Source organism: Exiguobacterium sp. s152 (assembly GCF_018618335.1).
Taxonomy (GTDB): Bacteria; Bacillota; Bacilli; order Exiguobacteriales; family Exiguobacteriaceae; genus Exiguobacterium; species Exiguobacterium chiriqhucha.
In genome coordinates this window covers 1-25,015 of record NZ_JACSLX010000016.1, presented here as the reverse complement: position 1 = coordinate 25,015, position 25,015 = coordinate 1, and the positions used below count along the sequence as shown (strand labels likewise).

At 38.2% G+C, this 25,015-nt stretch carries 22 protein-coding genes and 1 pseudogene; 13 read left to right on the top strand and 10 right to left on the bottom strand.

Annotated features, from left to right (window positions below):
* On the top strand, nucleotides 1–303 hold a 303-nt coding region (locus KNP72_RS15215), incomplete at its 5' end, for a putative quinol monooxygenase (protein WP_012655943.1).
* A 335-nt stretch (nucleotides 304–638) separates the two neighbouring features.
* Here KNP72_RS15215 and KNP72_RS15210 read toward each other — a convergent pair.
* Together KNP72_RS15210 and KNP72_RS15205 are read right to left on the bottom strand one after the other, a co-directional pair.
* Nucleotides 639–1,277 (bottom strand): helix-turn-helix domain-containing protein, encoded by a 639-nt coding sequence (locus tag KNP72_RS15210; RefSeq protein ID WP_131472576.1) that lies wholly within the window; start codon nucleotides 1,275–1,277, stop codon nucleotides 639–641.
* Nucleotides 1,278–1,449: 172 nt separating this feature from the next.
* Entirely contained in the window at nucleotides 1,450–1,878 is a 429-nt protein-coding gene (locus KNP72_RS15205) for a lecithin retinol acyltransferase family protein (protein WP_214834300.1), read from the bottom strand.
* A 107-nt stretch (nucleotides 1,879–1,985) separates the two neighbouring features.
* Here KNP72_RS15205 and KNP72_RS15200 point away from each other — a divergent pair, with 107 nt between their 5' ends.
* Entirely contained in the window at nucleotides 1,986–3,320 is a 1,335-nt protein-coding gene (locus KNP72_RS15200; protein ID WP_214834297.1) for a TnsD family Tn7-like transposition protein, read from the top strand.
* The gene (locus tag KNP72_RS15195; RefSeq protein ID WP_053522648.1) at nucleotides 3,301–4,833 is read left to right on the top strand and encodes a Tn7-like element transposition protein TnsE; all 1,533 of its coding nucleotides are present in this window, start codon (nucleotides 3,301–3,303) and stop codon (nucleotides 4,831–4,833) included. Before KNP72_RS15200 ends, KNP72_RS15195 begins: the two co-directional genes overlap by 20 nt.
* Before the next feature lie 980 nt (nucleotides 4,834–5,813).
* On the opposite strand, the gene gshAB is transcribed toward KNP72_RS15195, so the two are convergent.
* Both gshAB and KNP72_RS15185 read right to left on the bottom strand, forming a co-directional pair.
* A complete protein-coding gene (gshAB, locus tag KNP72_RS15190; protein WP_214730023.1) occupies nucleotides 5,814–8,072 on the bottom strand; it encodes a bifunctional glutamate--cysteine ligase GshA/glutathione synthetase GshB in 2,259 nt (752 codons plus the stop codon).
* Between the two features lie 401 nt (nucleotides 8,073–8,473).
* Nucleotides 8,474–9,751 (bottom strand): IS110 family RNA-guided transposase, encoded by a 1,278-nt coding sequence (locus KNP72_RS15185; RefSeq protein ID WP_214730117.1) that lies wholly within the window; start codon nucleotides 9,749–9,751, stop codon nucleotides 8,474–8,476.
* Between the two features lie 308 nt (nucleotides 9,752–10,059).
* On the opposite strand from KNP72_RS15185, the gene KNP72_RS15180 reads away from it, so the two are divergent.
* The gene (locus KNP72_RS15180; RefSeq protein WP_214834294.1) at nucleotides 10,060–10,995 is read left to right on the top strand and encodes an IS30 family transposase; all 936 of its coding nucleotides are present in this window, start codon (nucleotides 10,060–10,062) and stop codon (nucleotides 10,993–10,995) included.
* 24 nt (nucleotides 10,996–11,019) lie between these two features.
* Here the strand turns inward: KNP72_RS15180 and fghA are convergent, their stop codons facing one another.
* Nucleotides 11,020–11,853 (bottom strand): S-formylglutathione hydrolase, encoded by an 834-nt coding sequence (gene fghA / locus KNP72_RS15175; protein WP_094871740.1) that lies wholly within the window; start codon nucleotides 11,851–11,853, stop codon nucleotides 11,020–11,022.
* Nucleotides 11,854–12,235: 382 nt separating this feature from the next.
* On the opposite strand from fghA, the gene KNP72_RS15170 reads away from it, so the two are divergent.
* From KNP72_RS15170 to KNP72_RS15150, 5 genes are all read left to right on the top strand, one after another.
* Complete coding sequence (locus KNP72_RS15170; RefSeq protein ID WP_094871738.1) at nucleotides 12,236–12,598, top strand: winged helix-turn-helix transcriptional regulator; 363 nt, start codon at nucleotides 12,236–12,238, stop codon at nucleotides 12,596–12,598.
* A gap of 278 nt (nucleotides 12,599–12,876) precedes the next feature.
* Nucleotides 12,877–13,992, top strand: coding sequence for an S-(hydroxymethyl)glutathione dehydrogenase/class III alcohol dehydrogenase (locus KNP72_RS15165; RefSeq protein ID WP_064617364.1), 1,116 nt, complete (start codon nucleotides 12,877–12,879; stop codon nucleotides 13,990–13,992).
* A gap of 25 nt (nucleotides 13,993–14,017) precedes the next feature.
* A complete protein-coding gene (gfa, locus tag KNP72_RS15160; RefSeq protein WP_094871737.1) occupies nucleotides 14,018–14,599 on the top strand; it encodes an S-(hydroxymethyl)glutathione synthase in 582 nt (193 codons plus the stop codon).
* Nucleotides 14,600–14,849: 250 nt separating this feature from the next.
* Complete coding sequence (locus tag KNP72_RS15155; RefSeq protein WP_053522651.1) at nucleotides 14,850–15,173, top strand: hypothetical protein; 324 nt, start codon at nucleotides 14,850–14,852, stop codon at nucleotides 15,171–15,173.
* A gap of 212 nt (nucleotides 15,174–15,385) precedes the next feature.
* On the top strand, nucleotides 15,386–15,736 hold the full coding sequence (locus KNP72_RS15150; RefSeq protein ID WP_064617367.1) for a DUF6568 family protein: 351 nt from the start codon (nucleotides 15,386–15,388) through the stop codon (nucleotides 15,734–15,736).
* A 725-nt stretch (nucleotides 15,737–16,461) separates the two neighbouring features.
* Here KNP72_RS15150 and KNP72_RS15145 read toward each other — a convergent pair.
* A complete protein-coding gene (locus tag KNP72_RS15145) occupies nucleotides 16,462–16,917 on the bottom strand; it encodes a JAB domain-containing protein (RefSeq protein ID WP_251129059.1) in 456 nt (151 codons plus the stop codon).
* Nucleotides 16,918–17,287: 370 nt separating this feature from the next.
* On the opposite strand from KNP72_RS15145, the gene KNP72_RS15140 reads away from it, so the two are divergent.
* The 4 genes from KNP72_RS15140 (at nucleotide 17,288) to KNP72_RS15125 (ending at nucleotide 23,368) form a co-directional block, all read left to right on the top strand.
* A complete protein-coding gene (locus tag KNP72_RS15140) occupies nucleotides 17,288–17,629 on the top strand; it encodes a YolD-like family protein (RefSeq protein ID WP_251129058.1) in 342 nt (113 codons plus the stop codon).
* 230 nt (nucleotides 17,630–17,859) lie between these two features.
* Entirely contained in the window at nucleotides 17,860–19,941 is a 2,082-nt protein-coding gene (locus tag KNP72_RS15135; RefSeq protein WP_214834291.1) for a DNA methyltransferase, read from the top strand.
* A gap of 1 nt (nucleotide 19,942) precedes the next feature.
* Nucleotides 19,943–22,642 carry a DEAD/DEAH box helicase family protein gene (locus tag KNP72_RS15130; RefSeq protein ID WP_353048469.1) on the top strand — a complete coding sequence of 900 codons (2,700 nt, stop codon included), beginning with the start codon at nucleotides 19,943–19,945 and terminating at the stop codon, nucleotides 22,640–22,642.
* Between the two features lie 180 nt (nucleotides 22,643–22,822).
* On the top strand, nucleotides 22,823–23,368 hold the full coding sequence (locus KNP72_RS15125) for a recombinase family protein (RefSeq protein WP_214834284.1): 546 nt from the start codon (nucleotides 22,823–22,825) through the stop codon (nucleotides 23,366–23,368).
* Nucleotides 23,369–23,435: 67 nt separating this feature from the next.
* Here KNP72_RS15125 and KNP72_RS15120 read toward each other — a convergent pair whose 3' ends face one another.
* The 4 genes and pseudogenes from KNP72_RS15120 to KNP72_RS15105 form a co-directional block, all read right to left on the bottom strand.
* A complete protein-coding gene (locus KNP72_RS15120) occupies nucleotides 23,436–23,579 on the bottom strand; it encodes a hypothetical protein (RefSeq protein WP_214834281.1) in 144 nt (47 codons plus the stop codon).
* A 234-nt stretch (nucleotides 23,580–23,813) separates the two neighbouring features.
* On the bottom strand, nucleotides 23,814–24,032 hold the full coding sequence (locus KNP72_RS15115; protein ID WP_483298422.1) for an integrase core domain-containing protein: 219 nt from the start codon (nucleotides 24,030–24,032) through the stop codon (nucleotides 23,814–23,816).
* 97 nt (nucleotides 24,033–24,129) lie between these two features.
* Nucleotides 24,130–24,432 carry a putative quinol monooxygenase gene (locus KNP72_RS15110; protein ID WP_214735362.1) on the bottom strand — a complete coding sequence of 101 codons (303 nt, stop codon included), beginning with the start codon at nucleotides 24,430–24,432 and terminating at the stop codon, nucleotides 24,130–24,132.
* A gap of 73 nt (nucleotides 24,433–24,505) precedes the next feature.
* A pseudogene (locus tag KNP72_RS15105) lies at nucleotides 24,506–24,928 on the bottom strand (DJ-1/PfpI/YhbO family deglycase/protease); the annotation flags it as partial.
* Nucleotides 24,929–25,015 lie beyond the last annotated feature (87 nt).

The following is a 25,015-nucleotide window of genomic DNA, read 5'->3' as shown; positions in this document are numbered from 1 at the left end:
ATGGTTAATGTAGCGCTATTGGTTCGACTTGAAGCAAAACCTGGAAAAGAAGCGGAAGTTGAAAGCTTCCTACGTGGGGCCCTACCTGTGGTTCAGGAGGAGTCAGAAACGATTGCATGGTTTGCAATCCGACTTGGACCTACGACATTCGGAATCTTTGACGCATTCCCGGACGACACAGGTCGTCAAGCACACCTTTCTGGTCAAGTGGCTGCGGCATTGATGGAGAAAGCTCCTGAACTTTTCGTAGAGCCACCAGTGATTGAAAATATTGATGTCCTTGCTTCCAAGCTTCCTAAATAAAGTCATATTATCGTTGCCATCTCGGAGCAATTATCTTTCCCATCCCAGGCCCTGTCAAGGGAAAATACGCCCTTGACAGAACCTGGCATAGGAAAGGCTGGGTCTGCAAGATGGGACAAGGACAAGAAGAATGACTGTTTTCACCTTATTATTATAAAATTAGTGTCTTGACAATGGGGTCCACTTTAGTCACCACTCTGTGTCGTGCTGACGATTTTCTTAAGAGTGAAGTCTAATCTTTAGAAATATAGGTGCAATCTTTCATTTAATACAACAACAATTGCAAAAGGTGTATTCTCAATGTTAAAGAGAGTACACCTTTTCATTAGAAGCGTCTAAATCTTGAATTTATTTACACTAGATTCATTTGTATATTTTCCGGACTTTGCATTCATACGAACGTGTTCAATCAATGCCTGCATGATTTGATCTTCTTTGATATCAAAACCCTTGTGAAATGGCACCCGCTCTTCTTCAAATAAGAACGCATCAACCAAATAAAGGACACGTGGTTTTTTTCGTGGGGCACTGTTCTTAAGACACCTTTCCCAAACCAGCTGTTCAAATTCTTTTGAATAACGTCTATGCGCGACCGCGTTCCGCACCATCCTACGACTGATCTCAAAATCGCCTTCCCACAGCCAGCGGCCGGCCACTTGATGCCACATTTCAATCCGCCCCTGCTCTTTGATTGCTTCCACGTCGATTTCGACGTGATATGGGGCCACGTCCTCACTCTTGACGACCTCCCGAGCATCTCCTGTCACCGACTTTGGATACATCTCCCATCCTTCAGGCATCCGTTTTTTGATGAACTGCTCGAGAGCCTCCTCGCTGATTCGATAGCCTTTTTTACGGGACTCGAGCGGTTCCGCCTGTATCACGCCTTTTCGTACCCAGTTCCGGACGGTTTCCTTGTGGGTCGTGAGCTTGGTCTTCGATAGAATCTCAAATGCTTCATCAATTGTATACATGACGGACCTCCTTTTAACACAATGATGTTCTCATTAAATAATACCATGTTCATTGTATTAAAAGCGAGAGAAATCCTTCATAAAACGAATACACTCGATTCATAGGTAGATGATCACTCCATAACCCTATGTTATCTATCTATCGATGTAGTCGATTGAAGATTTGGCCATCCTAATTTAAATACCACTTCCAGCGAACCCAAACAATGTTAGATTCCTCTACACTCAAGAATTTTGAAAACTCTTCTTTGACCATAAACAAAAAATTACAATCATTTTCAAGGTTCCCTATGATACAGCCTGCTACAAATTGATGACAGTTATCATCAAGAAGATTGTATTTTCTTCTTTCTGACAGATTTTTAAACGCTTCTTTTGCTATGTTTTCATCTCCTAATGGCCACATTGCATGCTTCATTACTGGAATAAAAATGTCTTTATCTGTACTAAGGATGTTACCAGTGAATTCTTTCAGACTAACTTTTTTAATTTCTCCTTTTCGATTTAAGTCGATAACATTTTTATTTCCTATGTATACACCCGAATGTTCTGCTGTACCTAATTGGCAATAAATCAATGCACCAATAGCAGGCTCTTGCATAAAAAGGTATAAATTTGTGCGCACATCACGATTTACAACTGAAGAAATATCCAGATGATTTCACCGAACAAAGTAGAATCAAATTTATTCGGTTTGAGGCAAAAAGAATGGATTTTTCAATTTTAGAGGAAGTTAAGTCCCTTGATAATACTGATATTCAAGTAAAGTTAGCAAAAATGGCATATCGACTATTAAATATTGATATAAATGCAATTTCACGCAAGGATATTTTTAAAAGGTATCGATTGCTTCTTAGAGAAAAGAATTTAATTACTACGGCAAATCGAATAAGGCAAAATGAGTTATTTGATACATTCCAAGCAAGGTTTCCAATAGGGTTCTTAGAAAAGTATGATTCAGGGTTAAAACAGGAAAATGAGTACAATTGGTTAAAGGTATTAACTCGTAATGAGGAACGTCATGTACATCCTTTTCGCCATTTGTTGTTTCTATACTTTTTAGAAAAAGATGTAGAGAAGCTTTTGCATGTTGGAGATGATGCAGGTTCATTTGGTACAGGTCCATGGCCATGCTTAAATAAGGCTGCTGATCATTATAAACAACTGGTCATTAATCATGTAACTATCACAAGAGATTATAAATCAGCGAACCCTATTGGTACATTTGAATGTTCCTGTGGCTTTGTTTATGCCAGAAAGGGTCCTGATCAATCAAAAAAGGATACATATCGTATTGGTCGTGTGAAATTATTCGGAGACACATGGAATAAAAAATTACATGTTTTAGCAAAAAATAATGAGAATCTAAGCACACGAGCCATAGCTGGAATGCTTGGAGTTGATTCTAAGACCGTAATAAAGTATTTATCTAAGAACGGACAAAAAGAAAAAGCCGATAGTAAAGCAAGCCCTCTATTGTTACAGAAATATCGACAGCGATTGCTTGATGGATTAAAGGAATACCCTCGTGATTCAAGAACGAAAATTAGAGAGCGCTTTAAAAAGGAATATACCTACCTGTATCGATACGATAAAGAATGGTTGTTTGGGCATTCACCTGAAAAACGTAGACAAACAGGTGCTAATAAAACTGTGAATTGGTCTGCAAGGGATGATGAATATTGTAAAGCAATAAAACAACTGTACAAAGAATTGTTGGCATTAGAAAAAATTGTTCGGATAACAAAGTCTCTTATCGGCAAACGTTTAGGTATTTTATCTAATTTAGAGAAGCATCTTCATAAATTACCAAAGACGAAAAAACTTTTAAACAATGTGACAGAGTCTGTTCCACAAGTTCAAATTCGTCGGTGTTGTAAAATTATTGATCGGATGCTGCAAGACGCGGAACCAGTCGTATTGTGGAAAGTTCAACGAATGGGTGCTGTTAAATCACATCATATTCATGAGATAAAACCACATTTAGAGGCGTACATACATATGAAACAGGAAGTGGATAAGGATGAGCGCACGACAAGTTAAAATTAAATGGCCGTTCAAAAAAGGAGAAAAAGTAGGACTGATATGGATTGGCGATCCTTTTCGTTATGATAATAAAATAATGCTATATGCATATTTTCGGGCAAAAAGGGTTACAAAGAAGATCCTTTTAGATTGGGGGACATTACCTTGCTTGGCAATTCAACATTACTATAGTGATGGGGTGATTACCACCAGTCGGTCTCCTCAAGATGCAAAGGAAGTAGATATAACGATTTATCCTAACGGTGCCAGATATTACGAGAAGCCTTGGAAAATTCCAGGGATCAATGACCCTGCAACCTCACGAAGCTTCATATTCTCTTTTAACGGAAAGAATGTCATTTTACCAGTCATTGAAGTGTTACGCAGTATACTAGCACCAAATGGTTTTCTTTTGTATCGCTTGCTTGAATCAAATTCATTTCCTCAATTTTTCACAGAAACATATGAACCAAATAGGATTCATCTTAGCTTTTCATCACTGTATGAATTAAAATACACCAAAACAACTTTCATTTATCAATTGGTTTGGCTATTAACGAATCGTGATTTACGTCAGGTCTATGAAAGCATCGCCTTTACATGGTTGCAAGAACAGTCATTGAAATTCGAATGGAACTTTACACAGCCAATTATTGTCACTGCACGTGTAAAAGAGGACAATAATACATGGACTGTACTACAAATTGTCAATGTAAAAAATAAGCATATTCCTTATGAAAATATCTCGATTTCACATCCGGAAATACAAAATTCAGAGAAGTCAAAAGAAGCGAAGAAATATACATATCGTTCCCTAAACAAAAACGACGATGAAGAAGGCTTTACATTAGACGAGCAAGTAGATGGATCCACGGAGGATTTTGATTTAGTACAGATGAATCAGTTGAAACATGAATATACATCGATGCCAATAGTCAAACGAATAAAACGAGGTTCATCCAAGCAACGTTTGGAAGAGGACGAAAATACAAAGAGGTACTATGGAGAGAATAATTCTATTCATTCTACAGCAGATAGTGGCGGACAGCAATTGGCAAGGGGTTTAGAACATCAAATGCTACATGAGATTAAAGCCCAAGGGGAGCTACAGGAATTTATTAATGTCTTGAAAGTATTGGAACAGTATCCAGAGATAAAAGCAATTCGAGCATTTACCGATGTATTACCAGAGGTCCTAGGAGAACGAAAATTTACAAAGCTAAGCGATGGTATTGCAAAGAGGCGTTATGTAATTGCTGAAGTATATGCGGTACATGGCAGTCGATTCAATATTATTGAGGTAGAACGCGAAACCCGTTCTTTATCTACTCTTATTTTATATTCTCCCTCAAAACAAGACTGGAGTACGATTTATCATAATTTGCTTATAAATCTTGTAAATGCTAGCGGAGCATGGTCCAGAAAATCTTTAAAAACTATTGAAACTAGAGGAATAAAAATTGTTAAATGCAAACATAGCCGTAAAGGAATAAGACATAGATCAAATATGTTGTTAAACAAATTAATGTAACAATTCGATTATATTCATAAGCAGAGTTGTTTAACCGAGGACACTTTTGACTAGACAGAATTAGAGATGTAAGAATTAAATATAACGAGGGGGAGCTTAAATGTCTAAGGCATTAAGAGAGTTTAAGCAATTTATAAAGAAAAATGTTGATGATTTATCTAATTATGAGATAAAGCTGGCGAAGAGATCGTGAAGAGGCAACGAAGTCTTTACAGAAGTATAAAGATCAAATTTCTTTAAAGGACCTGTATACAGCTATTTTACAAAATGAAGATAAATTTCAAAATATCTGCCCTGCGTGTGAATCAGAATTGTATATAGATAGTGAACTCGCTGTTCCTTTAAATCCTTTTGATAAGCAGTATTTTTAAATGCAACAATCGGGCTATTTAGGGTAATACCAGCGTCCATGCAATCAGGGAAAAAGTAAACTATGAAATGACAGAAAGTATTATACACAGTATTTAAACACTATTATTTTAACCCCGTCCCTACTCAGAACGGGGTTATGTATGTTAGTAATTTGAACATTAAATAACTTTATTGTCATTCAACAGCTTAACGTTGTAAATATGCAGTTATCTTAACTCTTACATAGAAAACCTTTGTTTATCAATGATTTATTCATTGAAGCCATATAAACAACGTATTAGTCTAGACAACGATCCTCGCAGCATCATATTCTACAACCGCCTTGAAGGTAGCTAAAACGGCCTTAAGGCGTCCTTAAGAAGTAGCAAATACCTTTAATTCTTCCTAGAACAATGTTTAGAATGGTATGGTTATTTGATGCTTCTAATTATCAAGATATCACTACATTCGATACGTAGAATACATTGTTTACTGGGTTAAGATATCAAGTATTCAAAGTAGCCTTTCACCCAACTTTTCTTCTTAGAATACTTTAAATACTCCCGATTTTCATAGTGTAGATAATCGCGTTTTGCTTATGGCACCCCTAATTTGACTAACTTTGATTCCTAACTTTGTAATAGTTCAGGGAATAAAAAGTGTATTATATGCATAGTCAAACGTCGAGATTCTCCTTTATATGGATAGATATGCATATACATTGATGGATTAAAGTTCGCTTCAATAATCCCATAAGCATTTTTATTAGCTGCAGGAACTTCTATATTTTCAATAATCAAATCGATACCACTAATTTTAGCTCCCAGTGCAGATACCGCATCCACTGCTATTTTTTTATAGTCATCGGGAATTTGATCTGTCACATCAATCGAATCTCCGCCTGTACTAACATTAGAATTTTCACGCAGATAGACGATTTCACCATTTTTTGGAATCGAATTCATTTGATAACCTTGGCCTTTTAGCATAAGGTTTTCCAAGTCACCTAATTGTATAGTTTCTAAAGGTGTCCTATGGTCTTTTCCTCTTAACGGATCACGATTCTTTTCAATGACTAACTCTTCGATTGTATGTTCACCATCGCCTTTAACATTCGCAGGAACTCGTAATAAAACCGCCTGAACTTTATCATGTAACACAAAAAATCGATATTCTGTTCCATAGAGAAACTCTTCTATTAGTACAGAAGAATCTTCTTTAAATGCGAGTGTGATTGCTTTTTGATAATCTTCGTAATTTGCCTCTTGTTTGAAGATTGATATTCCCAATCCATAGTTTGTTGTTTTCGGCTTTACAACAAAAGGTTTAGCAGAAAACATATTATAAGAATTTAAAGCATGTTCTATATCATTAAATTCCTCACCTGTTGGTACACGGAATCCATGTTGTTGAAGAATTTTCTTTGTTACTGTTTTATTTTCCATAATTAAAGGGGATACATAACTATCTTTACTTGTCATATTCCCATTTTTCACATATTCAACATGATCTTTTAATTGAAGCTTCAAAAATTGATCTTGCCGATCCAAAACTTCTACCTTTATTCCTTGCTGTAAGCAATCAAACATTAAAATCTGAGTGGACAACTCCATGTCAGTAAATCCTGTTAATTGATATGGCTTATCCCATGATTTTTTATAGTTTTCTTTCGCAATACACGTAGCCACTTGTCCTTGACTGCTTTTTTCACTCTCTTTATAAAGCCTTCCAGCTAAAGTCTTACTTGGGTCCATTAGCATTTCTCTCAGGTTAACAAATAACGTATCTGAAATAGTCAAATCTAAAATTTCTGCTAAATGTTCCATCTCATCGATCATATTTTTAGCTTCTACTTCAAATTGTGTATGCTCTAATGGATGCTCAAGAGCCACTACATCATTGTAAGAATCACCCATTTTTATCCACTCATCACAATTATTACCCTCATCTTTCCATAGTAAATAAAATAAGAAAAGATGTAGAAATTCTGCTTGTTCATAGCTAATTCCATTCGTTTCAAAAGGATTTAAATCTATATTTCGCAATTCAAGATAACTAACACCGTGAGCTTCTAAATCTGAAACATGATGTCCGCCTCTTAAACGGACAGATGCATAAAATTCTTTTTCTTCTGATAAAAGCCCTTTTTTAACCATCAAAGAAAGATCTGATATATAGTTCTGTATACTACTATATGACACTTGAACATCATCAGAATTAGTATAACCCAATTTACTGCTTCTAATGCTTCTTATTGCCCCATTCAAAGAATCTTCTTCAAAATAATTCTTTTCGCTACTAGGAGAAGCTCCATAAAAATAAGTTACTAACCATCGATAGTGTAAATAGTTTCTTGTGACTTTTAGATAAATCTCTGTTTTAAACTGTAGATAATCTTTTATCTCCGATTGTAAGTTAAATATCGCTTGGATTAACTCATCGCCGAATTCAAAGTTAAAATGAACACCACAAAGCATTTGTTTACGACGGCCATAAGAATTGGATAAAGATTGACGATATAGAACATTTTCAACATTTTTCAATTTCGCAATAACAATATCTTCTTCTTTTTCTGGTAACTGTGGTGGCATGCTTAATGGCCAAAGCATTTCATGATCACCCATAGAACGATAAGCAACATCATGGATGGCTGCTAAGTAATTAAACAGTTCCTCTAATGTCTCAGTAACAGGTGTGATTAATTCCATCTGTAGCTCTGAAAAATCTCGCTGAATATACGGGTGTTCATCTCTTATCGATTTAGGATGATCCGTTTTAGCTAAATTTCCTGATAAGTCAACTCGTATACTTTCTTTTTCAATCCCATAACGGGCTTTTAATAAGTATGGTTTAACACGGTCATTGACTAACATTTTTTTAATATCCATATTAACTATACCTCCCTCTATAAATGTTGATATATCAATGGTTTTCACCATCTCAAGTGCCCGAAAAAATATTTTTCGTCACCAATATCTATCGTTATTTTGTATTTCTTCATGAATATTACAATTGATCCGTACGCTACGCTGTAGGAGCTTGTATTTATTGGTAGAAATTGCTCCTATACTGTGTCCTATTCAATGCACATTGGATCTCTGCGTAGCTTATGATGACGGACCCTCCCATGTCTCTAGGCGTCTTAGCGCGTACATTCCTTCGTTCGGTCTATTCATAAGGCAGAGGCTGGCGATGCTCCTCAGTGGACTCGTCCTAGCGGACGGTCGGATGGAATAGATGGTGCCGGCTTCTCCGTGTCATCCTTGTTGTCAGAACTCAAACGTTCAGGTCACGCTGCCGACTGGAGAGAAGTGAAGTCATCCATCATCCGTTGCTCGTCAAACATCCAGTGCTTGGTACAGAGTGCGTGTAATACTTTCAATAGCTTGCCACAGAGCACCACGATCGACTGTTTCTTGCGAAGTGGGTTGGCTGCTCGCGTGGTGTAATGTTCATGTAAAGATTTGAATGCAGTGTTGTGAAGGATCAGTGGCATCATGACACGAAACAGGAGGGCTCGGAGCCTTTTCCTACCGCGTTTTGAGATGCGTTTCTGTCCCTTCTGTTGTCCTGAGGAGTTCTCTCTCAGGGTCAGGCCCGCTAGTTTGATGAGTTGGCGTGGATCCTTGTACTGTTTGAAAGAACCGACCTCAGAGAGAAGCTCGATGATCGTCACATCACCGATGCCCGGGACCGAGGAAAGATATTCATAATCCGGTGTCTGACGGACAAGTTCAATGAGTTCATCCGTCAGTGCCTCGAGTTGCGATTGTAACAGACGGTACTGGGTGAGCAGCGTGGCGATCTCGATACGTGCCATCACATGCCCCTCTGTCAGACCGACTGAATGGGCAGCGACCTCCACCAATCTCTTGGCCTTCGGGAGCTGAGGGCTCTTCATGCCTTCTACCTGACGGTAGAGGAAGAGGAGCTCTTCGGGAGCCTTACCGACGATGTCTACCGGCAAAGGCGTCTTCTCAAGTGCGGCATAGGCCATCTTCCCAAAACTTTTGAAGACCATCGTGAACTCAGGGAAGAAACGGTCGAGCCAGCGGATGATCCGATTCTGTAGCGCATTGATATCCTCTTGGATCTTCGAGCGAAGGGTCGCACCGTTCCGCAATTCAGCCTCAATCCCTTCCAAGATCCGAGGATAGTTGAAGCGCCCGTCTCGCATCAGTCGCGCAATCACGACGGCATCCTTCTTGTCATTCTTCGTCTGTAGATTGTCATCCAGCTCTTTCGATCGGTTGACGTGCATCGGATTGACCATCACATAGGGGATGCCATGGTCGGTGAGAAAGGCCGCCAGGTTCATCCAATAGTGCCCGGTCGGTTCAAAACCGACAATGACATCTTGTTTCAGATGTTCTTCTTTGAGGGCGATGATACGCGTGTAGAGGACCTCAAAGCCGTGCCGTGACTGGGTGAACGAGAAGGATTTCTGGAGCACACGGCCGCGGTCGTCGACTGCACAGGCGAAATGTGTACGCTTGGCGATGTCGATACCGATGACCAGTGTCTTTTCTGAGACTTGATTAATCTTTTCATTCGTTTTAGAATTCATATAATAGTCCTCTCTTAGATGTATTGGGTCATTTTATCGGGTGACCACTCAATCATCATAAAAGAGGGCTTTTTTTAATTCAAGGCCTCAGAAATCTTCCTAACAGGAATGCTCCTTATTCTCTTACCTTTTAAAAACAATCAAAAATATCCACAATCTAATTAAATGTGAATATTTACCGTTCCGAATCTTATTTGATGAATTATAAAATTAAGTGCAACACCTGAACGTGAACGCAAAAAAGCCCATAGCGACGGCCTCGTGTAGAATGAAGTCACCACAACACACATTCAGACGGAGGAATCGCTATGAGCTACACCCATCTTACCACAGCGGAACGCGTGAAAATAGAGACCTACCTGGAGCTCGGGATGTCCATCCGGTCCATCGCGAGACGGCTCGGGCGACAGCCCTCGACCGTCTCGCGGGAGATCAGAAGGAACCCCGGCTACACGGCCGAACGCGCACAGGAGCGCTACGCCAAGGCGAAGCGAAACTGCGGCGCCAAGACGAAGCTCGACGACATGATGCGCCGGACGATCATCGAGAAGCTGCGGGCGACCTGGTCCCCGGAACAGATCGTGGGTCGTCTCTTCGACGGGAAAATCGCCTTCTCGACCATCTATCGTTGGATCTATTCGGGGCTGATCGACGTGCCGGTGACCGTGCTCCGCCAAAAGGGCAAGCGCCAGAAACCGATGGAGACACGTGGTCGGTTCAACATCGGTCTGTCCATCACCAAACGTCCGAGAGAGGTGCGCACACGCGAGACATTCGGCCACTGGGAGCTCGACACCGTCGTCTCCGGACGAGGGAAATCGAGGGCGTGCGTCGCGACGTTCGTCGAGCGGAAGAGCCGGTTCTACCTCGCGCTGCCGATCGCGGACCGCAGCGCGGCCTCGATGGAGGAGGCGATTCACACGGTCCACGCCGCCTTCCCAGCGGGCACGTTCAAGACGGCGACGACGGACCGGGGCAAGGAGTTCAGCTGTCACGAGCGCGTCCGGGCGACACTCGGCGTGCCGATGTATTTCGCCGACCCGTACTCGTCGTGGCAGCGCGGCAGCAACGAGAACGCCAACGGCCTCCTGCGCGAGTTCTTCCCGAAAGGATCGGACTTCGCGACGGTCGGCCAAGGAGAGATCGTGGACGCGCTCGCCAAGATCAACGGCCGCCCACGCAAATGCCTGGGCTGGAAGACCGCACACGAGGCCTTCACGGAGGAAGTGTTGCGCTTAATTTGACAAACCGTCATTTGTTAAAAAGCATCATCTTAATTGCTTCATATGGAATTCGAAATGTTCTTCCAAAAATGTAGAGATGAAGAAATAGCTATGATCATAACCTTTAACTTGCTTATAGTTTATTTCTACGTTATTTGCTTGGGCATTTTCTAAGAAAGTCGTTTCTTCCAATTGTTCTGGATAAAACTGATCTGCAGTTCCTTGTGTAATAAGAATAGGGGGGGTGTCAGTTGCTTTAATGAGTTCTGAAGCATCCCATTCTTTCCAAGAAGCTTTGTCTTCACCTAAATAAGTTGAGAAAGCTTTTATTCCCCAAGGGACTTGACTAGGACTTGAAATAGGAGAAAAAGCAGAAATCGCTTTGAATCTTGCAGCATTTTTTATCCCAATTACTAAAGCACCATGACCTCCCATTGAGTGGCCCATTATACTTTCTTTTCCTGAAAATCCAGGTACTAAAGTGGACGTAATACCTGTTAACTCCTCTGTGATGTAAGTATACATATGATAATTCTTTGCCCATGGATTTTGTGTGGCATTTAAATAAAAACCGGCACCTTGTCCGAGGTCGTATGCATCATCATCAGCAACGTTTTCTCCGCGTGGTGAAGTATCAGGAATAATGACTGCCACTTGATATTTTTCAGCCAATCTTTGAAATCCACTTTTTTGACTAAAATTATCATCTGTACAAGTTAATCCAGATAGCCACCAAATAAGAGGGATTTTTTTCTTTTCTTTATTTGATGGTAAGTAGATACTAAATGTCATATCACATTGTAAAACTTCTGAATAATGGGTGTACTTACGTTGTTCCCCATCAAAAGAGCGTTGTTGTTCAATTAGTTTAAGACTCATTTATTTCACTCTCCATTCTCCATTTGTTTATAATTGTACGGATTGATTTAACTAATGAAGTAAACCAAATGCTTTATTGATATCCATACCCATAATTACATAATAAAATGCAATCTACAATACTGACGTTTTTGTCACTATGCTATAATAGTAAAAGAAAGGAGCATTACTGATAGAAAACTTTAAGACAACTTGTAAATAAGAAGCCCTATTGGTATGATGCGGAGATTGCTTCTATAGAAAACTTAACCTGAGCATCAAACAAGGCAAGGATTAGAATTCTTAATATGTGAGAATTTCCGGAAAACCAAAAGAACATTCTAATATCGTTTCGACGGTTTAAACCGTGATATATCAATACTTATAGAGAGAGTGAATATAATTGGAAATTAATTATAAAGATAAAACTTATTTTACTGGAAAAGATTTGGCTTTATCAGTTATAGGTGGACGTTGGAAAATAGTGATTATATGGTGTTTGATACAGGAGTCTCCATTAAGGTTAAGTGAAATGCAAAAAAAACTTCCCGAAGTCAATCAACGCATGTTAATTAGACAGTTAAGGGAATTAGAAGATGATAACATAATTACTAGAACTGTATATCCCGTTGTACCTCCTAAAGTTGAGTATCAACTAAGTGAAATTGGTTGTCTCCTAGAACCTGTTGTAACTTCAATCTGTGATTGGGGAGATATTTTTAGCGACTCTTTAGAAAGAGACGCTAATAAAACAGAGATTGAATAACATCTATGTATACTTAGCATGGGTGTAAGAAAGAAAAACAGGCATTAATTTTTCAGTTCGCGTACCTATCCATTACACTTTTGGTTATTATGACATATTTGTCAGTATGGTAATTTAAATTACGATATGTAATCATGGAAATGTAAACATCATAGTGTTTCACATTTTTTACGTATTAATGTGTCCATGATGACAAATGTGTCAGTATTGTCAACGGTATATTGATATGTAATTATGGGTATGGTAACGCTATAAAACAAAAGAAAGAAGGGTTTCATTTGAAAAGTAAAGCAGCCGTTGCATTTAAAGCGGGAGAACCGCTTCAGATTGTAGAAATCGATGTAGAGGATCCAAAAGCCGGAGAGGTTTTAGTAAAGATACTGTACACTTCAGTCTGTCATACAGATGCTTATACATTATCAGGGGATGATCCAGAAGGCGTATTCCCTGCCGTTTTAGGTCATGAAGGCGCTGGTGTTGTAGTAGCCGTAGGTGAAGGAGTTACTTCAGTAGAACCAGGAGATCATGTTATTCCACTATACACGGCTGAATGTGGGGAATGTAAATTCTGTCGATCTGGTAAAACAAACTTATGTAGTGCTGTACGAGAAACTCAAGGTAAAGGTTTAATGCCTGACGGAACAACTCGTTTCTCTTATAATGGAGAGCCTATTTATCATTACATGGGAACAAGTACATTCAGTGAATATACAGTCGTTCCTGAAATCTCTTTAGCAAAAATTGACAAAGAAGCGCCACTTGATAAAATTGGTCTATTTGGATGCGGTGTGACTACAGGTATTGGCGCTGTACACAACACAGCAAAAGTGGAAGAAGGAGCTGTGACAGCCGTATTTGGTTTAGGAGCCATTGGATTAGCCGCTATTCAAGGATTGGTTCAAGCAAAAGCAAGCCGAATTATTGCTGTAGACTTAAATGAAGATAAGTTTGAATTAGCTAAAAAAATGGGCGCAACTGATTTTCTAAATCCTGCTAAATTTGATAAACCAATTCAAGAAGTCATTGTTGAAATGACAGATGGAGGAGTAGATTATAGCTTTGAGTGTATTGGAAATGTTGAAGTAATGAGGTCTGCTCTTGAATGTTGTCATAAAGGTTGGGGTGAAAGTACTATTATCGGTGTAGCAGCTGGAGGGAAAGAGATTCATACGCGTCCATTCCAATTAGTAACGGGTCGAGTATGGCGTGGTTCTGCCTTTGGCGGCGTGAAAGGCAGAACGCAGCTTCCAGGAATGGTTGAAGATTATATGAATGGTGAAATCGATATCGATTCGTTTATCACACACCACTTAAACTTTACAGACATCAATGATGCATTTGATTTGCTTCATAAGGGTGAGTCAATCCGTACGATGTTAACGTATGAAAAATAATGAATATATTCAAGGAGGAAAACATATGACTACCACTAAATTACATCCAAGATTAGATAACGGGATTAATGATTATCCAGAAGTAAAAGACTTTGTAGGAGGAACACTAAAGTGTCTTTGTGAATCCAATAAAGTAGAAGTCAAGGTAGATTCACAAACAATGCACAACCATGCATGTGGTTGTTCTAAGTGTTGGAAACCAGAGGGTGCCAATTTTTCTTTAGTAGCTGTAGCTCCTCGTGACAAAGTTCATGTCATTAGAAACGGCGATAAGTTAGAGATTGTTGATGAAACAGCTACAATTCAAAGACATTTTTGTAAAGAATGTAAAGCACATTTATTTGGTCGTATAGAAAATAGAGATCATGCATTTTATGGTTTAGATTTTGTTCATACAGAATTATCAGAGGATAAAGGGTGGTCTGCACCACAATTTGCAGCATTTGTTTCGTCTGTAATCGAAACAGGTACACCGGCTTCAAAAATGGCTGATATCCGAAAAGATTTAAATGATATTGGATTACCTACCTATGATGTCCTATCACCTGAGTTAATGGATTTAATTTCTACTAAAACTGCTGAACTGAATGGCACATTGAATGAATAAAAGTTATATTTTAATGTAGTAATTAAGAAATAATAAACTAGTTACATGTGCTTTCTGTTTTTATAAACTAGCGGTTCTTCATTAATCGTAAAATTGTTAGTTTATAAAAACTATTGTCGTCAAGAGTCCTTTTAAACTCAAGTTTCGCTTCAATCTCACATATTTTAAAGAATTCTGCAGATTGAAAAGATATGCAAAGGCACTTACTCTATTTCAGAGTAAGTGCTTTTGTATATTCATTATTTAGGGTGTGGGTCTAAATCAACCTCTACCGATAGAAAATCTAACTGCAAAAGTAGCAATTGAAAAACTAAGAAATTCCGATGAAGAGATAATAGAGATCGTAACAGACGATGATTCCACTTGGTATATCATAAGAAGCGAGAATGACGGTATTTCGATAGCCGATGAAAATCTTAAACAAATGATTGGTTCAAACGGCTGGGAATTTGAAGCGAAAGAAGGCTCAGGTCTGTTCTTTGAGAAAGAGGATGAACAATTAACTGTTGCTACACAAATGTGGATTAAAAGATACGTTCTTGTTCAGGTACAAAATAAATATAAAGAACTTTAAAACATTAGGCTAACGTGCGCGAGATTGTAGAGTAAACTCTTGTGACATACGGAAGAATTTATCAAATCGTAGGAATATATTTTGATTGAGATCAATTTTTGTGTTTCACATCAATTTTTGATAGGATTGAACATTCAAGCACGTAAGCGTAATTTATTTGAGTATTTACACTTTATTGTATAATAATAACATTAGAAAAAGGAGATTGAGCGATGATGACTACTTATGAAGAAAATGTAGCTAGTTTTGATAAAATCGATTCCGAAAAAGCACAGGCATTGGTAAAAGGGGAATCCGAAGCCTTAATCTATATTGGAAAGGCTGTTTGTCCTTTTTGCCAAATATTCGTTGAAAAACTAAAAAAAGTTGCTGAGGAAACTGATACTACTATCTATTATGTAAATAGTGTGGAAAAATCTGATATGGAAGGTATTACGGCCTTCCGTAATGAATACGACATTCCAACGGTTCCTGGTTTCGTTTTTACTAATGGTGACACAATAAACGTGAAATGCGATTCATCCATGTCAGAAGAAGAAATCAAAGCTTATATGAATAAATAATTCAATTGCAAACAGTGGTCTTCTGCAATCGGGCGCTATTGTGGAACGTCAAGGGTAGAAAGTGATCAAACTTTATTTTAAAAAGTGTATACTAACCCACAAGAAAAGAATCCATTTTGATCAATCTTTTTTTCAAAACGGATTCTTTTTATTTGCCCGAAAAATGAGCTTTTGCGGGAACTTTTGATCAAACTTTATTTTAAAGCTACACATAGGATATCCATACTCACAAGTTTAAATTCCCCGTTCTTAACGTTTAACCGATCCGGTAGGCGGCGTAGCAATACCTCCGTCATCTCGTCCATCGTCTGTTGGTCTAGTTGGAATTTATCCATCTGAATCGTCCTCTCCATTTGATAGCCTCATGATAACTCGCATTTACGCAAGCAACATCTCGCCTAATTTCACGTAAGCCCTGGTGTTGTTTCAAACAAGCTCTAGGGCTTGTTTAGAAAACATGGTCATTTTCAATAAACAAACCGTATTTTCACTCCTGACATTTCATCAAACAATCTTCTTACGAGACAGTCCAAAACAACGTCCAACCTTCACACACGAACCATCTCGTTTTCGTTATGCGAAAACGACCCTTTTCCGGATCCCGCTCTATGGATCCAGGCGAGAGCAACGCGAGTCGCCCATCCCGTCAAAGAAAAACGTACGTTTTTCGTCCTTGCCCTTACCGGACGGACCGGGACCGGTCCCCCGGCCCCACTCCATTCCATTCAACCCATGTAACCTCGCTGTTTCATGCTGACGTACGACTCGTCCGCACCGAGAATGAGATGGTCGAGCACCGGGATGCCGATGAGGTCGCCTGCTTCATGTAACCGTTCGGAGACGAGGATATCCTCCCGGCTCGGTGTCGGGTCCCCGCTCGGATGCTGATGGCAAACAATGAGGCACGAGGCATTGTTCAAGATGGCGCATTTGAAGACTTCCCGTGGGTGGACGACGCTCGAGTTGACGCTCCCGACATGCGCCCGGTGGACGCCGATGACCCGGTTCTTTGTGTTGAGCATGATGACGAGGAACACTTCACGGTCGTCATCCCCGATGAACGATGACCCGATTTGTCGGGCGCTGTCCGGCGAATGGATAATGGCGTGCTCGAGGGCGACCATTTCCTCGCGAACCTCTTGTTTGATACGGATGACCTCGATGATGGCGGATATTTCCATGATGGTTTGTCCCCTTTCGGATAAGCTGTCCTCAGAACGAACACCGTTGTGCGTCCTGTTGACGGGAACGAAGCGAGCGTCGGGAGACGGTGCAAGGGCGACCGCAGGGAGAGCCTCAAAAAAATGCGTAGAGCGCACGCAGAACCAGGCTTCCGTAGCCAACGAGCGAAAAGCCTCGCTTTGAGCCTAAAGCGAAGGAAGACGGGCCGGAGGGCGCGTCATTTTTTTGACGTCCCTTGCACCGACGACCAGCGAGCTAGAGTACGGAAACAGGACGCATGGAACACCGATCACGAAAAAGGCTGTTCAAACGAGACAAATCGGGTATAAAATAAGAACAAACGTTCGTTTTTAGGAAGGGGGAATTATGATGACGATGTATCGCGATCGTGGTGAGCTGAAATGGATCCCGTTCCTCATGCCCGAGCACAAGGCGCTGCTGACGAAATACTATAAGGAAATCCAAAAGATCGAGATGCCTGATGTCGACGAACAGGTCCTATCGGTCTATGAGAATGTGCTGAACGACGCGATCTTCAGCGGAGATTTGGTAGAGGTAAAATATGTGGAGAAGCGGGAGATGAAACGATTCAAGGGTTTTGTGCACCGGACGAACTATATGGAGCGGACCGTCGAGCTGGCCAATCAGCGGGACGGAATCATCCATGTGCCGTTCGAGGCAATCATTCACGTGGAACAATCAATGGACTAACGCCCTAGCGGTTGTTCGAAGTCTGCGTCACGAAACGAAGTGTCGCTCCTCGACTTTTAAACAATGCAATGGGAACTAATAGACCACTTTCTTTCTCTTTTTTTAAAATCACTTAAAGGCCGATTTACTTTTCACTCAACATCCGCATTTTTTATAGTCATATACTTTCAATATATTTACACTTCCTCTCGATGTTATACTAAAAGAAAATTAAAAAAGGAATGAATACAATGGGAAAAATAGAACCTAAAATTTTTGATGAATTAAAAGTAGCATTGTCTAGTTTTGAAGAGAGATATTTTATCGGTGAAGAATTGAATCGCTCAAAACTTACAAGTGATTTACGAAATTACGATGAAGCACTTCTCAGCAAACTATTTGAGGTAACTTTTATTAAACAGCACTTTATCAAAGAGGTTGCGGGAGAAAAAATCTTTCAAATCGAACAACTTGAAGAAGCAATTCTTTATAACGATTACTGGGATACAAGTTATACCAAGTATGAAAATAGAATAGGACTAGCTTCTAAAGGAAAATTTTTGCAGGATACCGAGGATGTAGTACTAGATTTTCCTTTTAAGGACGGAGTACTTACTGCTTCCATGACAAAAGAGGATACTGACAGTGGTTATGACGATGCCTTTTTAAATGAAGTAATTGAAAAAGACGAGATTGATCGAATGTTTGATAAAAAAATCTTTACAAACATTAAAAAAATTGATGGTACTGGAGAAACTTCTACTATTGAATTTGATAAAGAAACAGACAATCTATTGATCAAAGGAAATAACTTATTAGCCCTACATACTTTAGTACCTAAATACGCTAACTCGGTAAATTTAATCTATATTGATCCCCCTTATAATACAGGTTCAGATTCCTTTGCATATAATGATAAATTTAATCATTCAGCATGGTTAACCTTTATGAAAAACCGTTTGGAAATTGCTAAGGAATTATTAGCTGATGATGGCTACATTTTTGTACAAACCGATGACTCTGAGCAAGCTTATTTGAAAGTACTGATGGACTCAATATTCGGTAGGAAACAATACGTTAATACGATTTCTGTTTTGTTCAAAAATATCGCCGGTGCTTCTGGTGGTGGAGAAGATAAGAGATTAAAAAAGAACATCGAATATATAACTATTTATTCCAAAAACAGAGAATTATCACGCTCGTTTAACTCTGTTTATGAGTACAAAAAAGTTTCAAGCTTAGTTCAAGAAATGCGGGAAGAAGGTGTAAGTTGGAAATATACTAGTATTCTCGTAGATCCAGGTTCAGAAAAATATGTTGGCTCAACAATTGATGGTATTGGAAATGAAATAAAATTATACGAGCAAGTAAATCCAATAATCAAGTCTATATCAACTCTTATGAGAGAAGAAAATCTTACCGAAGAAGAAGCTTACGACAAATATGGAAAATTTGCTTTTCAGACAGCAATGCCTCAGAGCTCTATTCGTCCACGTGTAATGGAGAAGTGGCAAGAACTTGGATTAGGTGAAAATAATTTAATGTCAATTCGTTATGTCCCGAGAACAGGTAAAAATAAAGGGATTGAGTATCAACAATTTTATAAAGGGGATTCATTTAGACTTTTTGCTTGGCTAAGAGATGTATCTGAAGAAATCGAAGGTACGTTATATAAAAAAGATGTTCTAGGAACTTTTTGGAACTTTGTCGGCGAAACAAAAAATGTGAACAGAGAAGGCCAAGTGGAGTTTCCGAATGGTAAAAAACCTGAACGACTACTTGGTAAAATTATTGAAATGGCGACTGAACCTAACGATCTTGTTCTCGACTTCTTTGGTGGCTCTGGCTCAACAGCTGCAGCGGCTTTAAAGTTAGGGAGAAAATTCATCAGTGTTGAACAAATGGAAAATCAAGTTTCCTTACAGGTGGAAAGATTCAAGAATGTAATGAATGGTTCAGATCAAAACGGATTGAGCTCAGATGTGAGTTGGAATGGCGGAGGTTCATTTGTGTATACTGAATTATTCCCAAAAAATATGGGGTACCTTCAAGACATCATTCACTCAAATACTATTGAAGAACTCCAATCTGTTTACGAACGAATGTTACAAGGGACTGCGGATATTGAAGCTGCGGATATTTCTTTTTATGCTGATTTATCTAAAATTGACTGGGCCGAAGGGTTTATTGAAAATAAGCGCCTTTTAATCAAGTTGATTGATAAAAACGGTCTTTATTATAACTATTCAGAAATTGATGACGAAAATGTTCGTGATTTAATTACTGATAAAGATTATACGTTCAATAAATTATTCTATGAAGGCGGTGAATAAGGTGGTTAAAAAAAAAATAAATAATGTTCGTCACTTCCCCTTAATCGATCAAGCAGATGAAGCTGAACAAAATTTATTTAGTCCACATCAGGGATATATTATTCCAGACTATGTAAATCAGAATTTGATTCATACTCTACGTTATTATCAAGATAAAGCACTTCGGAATTATCATTATACACAAACTCAAATCGTACCTAATCCTCAACATGTACTATTTAATATGGCTACTGGATCAGGTAAAACAGACCTTATGGCAGGACTGATTCTTTACCTCTTTCAAGAACATAAATATCAAAATTTCTTATTCACGGTAAATACGAATTCTGTTCTGATGAAAACAAAAGATAACTTAGTCACAGAGGCTAGTGAAAAATATCTTTTTAATGAGAACATTGAAATTGAAGGTCAACGAATTTTTATTCGACAAGTTGAACGATTTCCAAATCTGCCTCAAAAAAACACTATATATATTAAGCTTTCATCAGTTCAAAAAGTATCGGATGATTTGTTTGTATTAAAAGAAAACACAATGGGATTATCAGATTATGAAAATAACCCAGTAGTTATTTTAGCTGATGAAGCTCACCATTATTCCGCAAGTACGAAAGCAGAAAAAGACGCTGAGAATACTTGGGAGTCTGCCATCAATAAGATCCTGACTGCTAGAAATGATAAGGAAAAAAAGAATCTACTATTAGAGTTTACTGCAACAGTAGATTTTGATAAGGACACCATATATGACAAGTACCGCGATAAAGTCGTTTATCGTTATCCATTGAACCAGCTCATGAGAGACAAATATTCGAAACAAGTTAAACGTATTGAGACATCCGTAAACGATACTGATAAAATGCTGAATGTTGTACTATTGTCTCAGTTCCGAAAATATCGAGCTTATGCGGAAGGCGTAACTGGAACATTTAAACCTGTAATTATGTTCAAGTCACCCAAAGTTGCAATATCACTTGAAGCCACCAAAATATTCAATGATGTTATTGCCAATTTAAATGTAAGTGACTTAATAACATTCATTAAACGTCAGCAAGTATTACCTGGCAATGAAAGTTCTGCATTAGAATTAGCTTATAATTTCTATTTGCAAAATGAAGATGATTTAGCAAAAATCATCCGTGAAATAAAGCATGATTTTGACCCAAGGAATGTTTTGAATGCCAACGATACTAGTGGTAACATGCTTGAAAAAGGTCAGTACATGGCTTTAAATACTCTGGAAAGTCCAAATAATCTTTATCGTGTGGTTTTTGCTGTTGCAAAACTTACAGAAGGTTGGGACGTACTTAATCTATACGATATTGTTCGTATTGAAAAAGAAGCTGCAACTAATAAGACTGCTACAATGGTTGAAGCTCAATTAATCGGACGCGGAGCCCGGTACTATCCTTTTGAAATTGACGGAGAGAAAAGTTATCAACGAAGATATGATAACGATTTATCAAATAAACAGTTGCTTCTAGAAACTCTTCACTACCATACGATGAATGAACCACAATATTTGAAACAATTAGTGGGTTCTTTAAAACAAATGGACTTACCAACTGGTCAAGATAAGAAAAATCCACCTATTGAGGTTAAAATCAAAACTTCATTCAAAAGAACAGATACTTATAAAACGGGCCAGATTTATTATAACGTGACTGAGAAAGTATCAGATGAATGGTTTGATTCTATTGGGAAATATGGTATCGATCATAGGTTAGAAATTTCTCGGCGCTTAAATTACGGAAGTCGAGAAGTGGCTTATGAAGCTACTATTGAAAATGTTGAAACTAAGACTGTCCATATAGAAAAATTCGATCATCGATTTATTAAAAAGGCTATACAGAGTCTCGAATTTTATCGATTTGATAATTTAAAGTTGTATATTCCTCTTTTAAAATCCATGAAGGAATTTATTTATGGAGAAAAATGGTTAAACGCATTGAACCTCAAGCTATTTTTAACCGTTCCTAAAGAGTACAGGATTGCAAATATTTCGCGAAATGAATTATTGAAAGTAACTATCGAATTGTTGAAAGAATATGAATCTAAATTTAAATCCGGTTACATTAAAGAGCGAGGAACTAATAATTTTGTTGGATACCCAATCAACGAGTACCTTACAAATTATAATAAGAGAATTCCAGATTATGATACCGCTAATCTTCTGCAAGAAACCACTCAAAAAGTATCAGCTTATGAAATTGATGATGAGTTTTATGTATATGAAAAAGCAATTGTTAACAAGTTGGAATATGAATTGATTGAACGTATAAAATCTTACGTGCCTAAACTAAAACAAAAATATAATAAAGCTGTTTATCTGTTTCGCATGGACGAAAATATGCACCGTGAATCAGTAAAAAGCGAGAAACTTAAATTACATCAGTACGGATCGCGTATTAATCGTTCTGGGGAAACAGTAGATGTACACTTACAAGGATTCCAACCTGATTTTATTTTGTTCTTAGAAGATAGTGATGTTCAATTTCAAATATTTATTGAGCCCAAAGGAATGAGCGGAGATAGATTTGTTAGTGAACTATGGAAACAAGATTTGCTTCTCTATATAACAGATCATCAAGCAGAAATAGAATTTGAAGATAACATAAGCAATGTTCAAATTAAAGGTCTTAAATTTTATACTAAAAATGATGGCCAAAAAACTATGTCTCAACTAGAAGAAGTTACAGAACTATAAATCACCGTCTTTAAAACGAACGTTAAAGAGACATGTTTGTTTGTTAATTCACATTAAAATGAAAAGGGCTATTTAAAGCCCTTTTCATTTTGTCTCAATTGTCTTTTAACTTATCTTTTTATCAATGTTCGTTTTCTGTTATGATTAATGAGTAAACAAACAAATAAACGGAGGTTATTCATGACGAGAATTGGATATGCAAGAGTATCAACCTTTGATCAGAACTTGGACTCTCAGCTAGATGAACTTAAGAAAGCTGGTTGTACTAAAATCTTTCAGGAGAAGGCCTCCAGTGTTAAAAAAAGACCAGAATTTGAAAAGTGCTTAGATTATTTACGAGAAGGTGATACCCTGGTTGTCTGGAAGCTAGATCGGTTGGGGAGAACCACAAAGAAGCTTCTTGAATTAATTGATGATTTAAAGGATCGCGGAATCAATCTTCAAATCATAACGCTGGGCGTAGATACTTCAACTGCTGCAGGCAGACTATTCTTCACTATGATGGCAGGATTGGCAGAGATGGAACGTGAGTTGATCCGCGAGCGAACGAACGCAGGACTTCAGGCTGCTCGTGCTCGAGGAAGAATGGGTGGCAGAAAACCAATCGATGAACAAATAATGGCCAGAGCAATGATGATGTATGAAGCAAATATGACAGTAGACGACATCACAAAGACTTTAGATATATCTAGATCAACATTCTATAAATACAAAAACAAACAGTAACTCCATGTTACTTTCTATTAAGAATATTTATATCAGGTCAATTAGTAACGCATCTTTTAAACTTCCTTCATTTATTCATTAGTGAACGAAGTTTTTTAATCTCATTTTCTAAAAATACAATTATCTCTTCCCTCTCTAACCAATATTCTTCATCGCCAGCGTCTTTTCTTTGCAGAGTGTTCTCCCATTTTTTAACAACTTTAATAAACATACTAACTTCCCATTCATTCTGCTTATCTGTTACCAATGAAGTAATTGAAATTCATGAATTAAAGAAAGTACAACAAACTAATTAAACAAGTGGCTGCTGAAACGCTCTTAGACGACTTGAAAAACAATAAGTAAGGTAATCATACGCTAACTGTTCTTAAAATCGCTCTTAGAGAACAAATTTTAGAGTTAGTTATAAATAATCATGAGGTACTGATGGAATGTCAACAGTTTTTCAGACACTTTTCATGTGCAGATCTTTAAACGCCACTAGCGCTAAATACTGTAGTGAAGAATGTGGTCTAAAATTGTTGTACCAATTTAGATAATCAAATAATTCTGTTTCTAACTGTTCTAAGTTTTCAAATTTCATCTGTTTTACAAATTCGGTTTTCAGCGCTTTCATCGTTGCTTCTGCAACTGCATTATCATAGGGACAACCTTTAGTACTTATAGGTGTTCCACTTTATATAGCTCACGCCAAAACTAATAATCAAAAAAACTGCCATCCACTGTCTCTAGACAGATACGATGGCAGCGATAATATGACTTTATTTAGGAAGCTTGGAAGCAAGGACGTCAATATTTTCAATCACCGGTGGGTCTACGAAAAGTTCAGGAGCTTTCTCCATCAATGCCGCAGCCACTTGACCAGAAAGGTGTGCTTGACGACCTGTCTCGTCCGGGAATGCGTCAAAGATGCCGAATGTCGTAGGTCCAAGTCGGATCGCAAACCATGCGATCGTTTCTGACTCCTCCTGAACTACAGGTAGGGCCCCACGTAGGAAGCTTTCAACTTCCGCTTCTTTTCCAGGTTTTGCTTCAAGTCGAACCAATAGCGCTACATTAACCATTTTCTACCTCCTCCTCAAATTAGAAATTTCATCCATGATAAAGTCTATAGTATGCTAGGTGTTTGTGTATATTCTATTTCAATAATGCTAATGATTCACGATTAAAATCTTCTAAGTCATCAGGTGTACGTGATGTTACGATACTACTATCTACAACAACTGATTCGTCTACTACTGTTGCACCTGCATTCTCTAAATCTTTACGTACAGATAAGTAACCCGTTAGCTTTTTACCTTTTAATAAATCTGTATCGATTAATAACTGTGGTCCGTGACAGATTGCAAATACAGGTTTTTCATTAGAAACAAATCCTTTTGTAAATTCACCGAATCGTCCTTGCTCATCACCACGTAACATATCTGGTGAGAATCCGCCTGGAATGAATAATGCATCGAAGTCATCAGGTTTAACGTCATCGATTGCTTTATCAATCGTTACTTCAGTGTTCCCTTGTTTACCTTTTACTGTACTACCAGCTTCTTTACCAATAAAAGTTTAATTTTATGAATAATTACTCCGGTTTAAATACGACTTTAATATTATTATCTCGTTTTTCATCAAATACTTTATAAGCCTCATCGG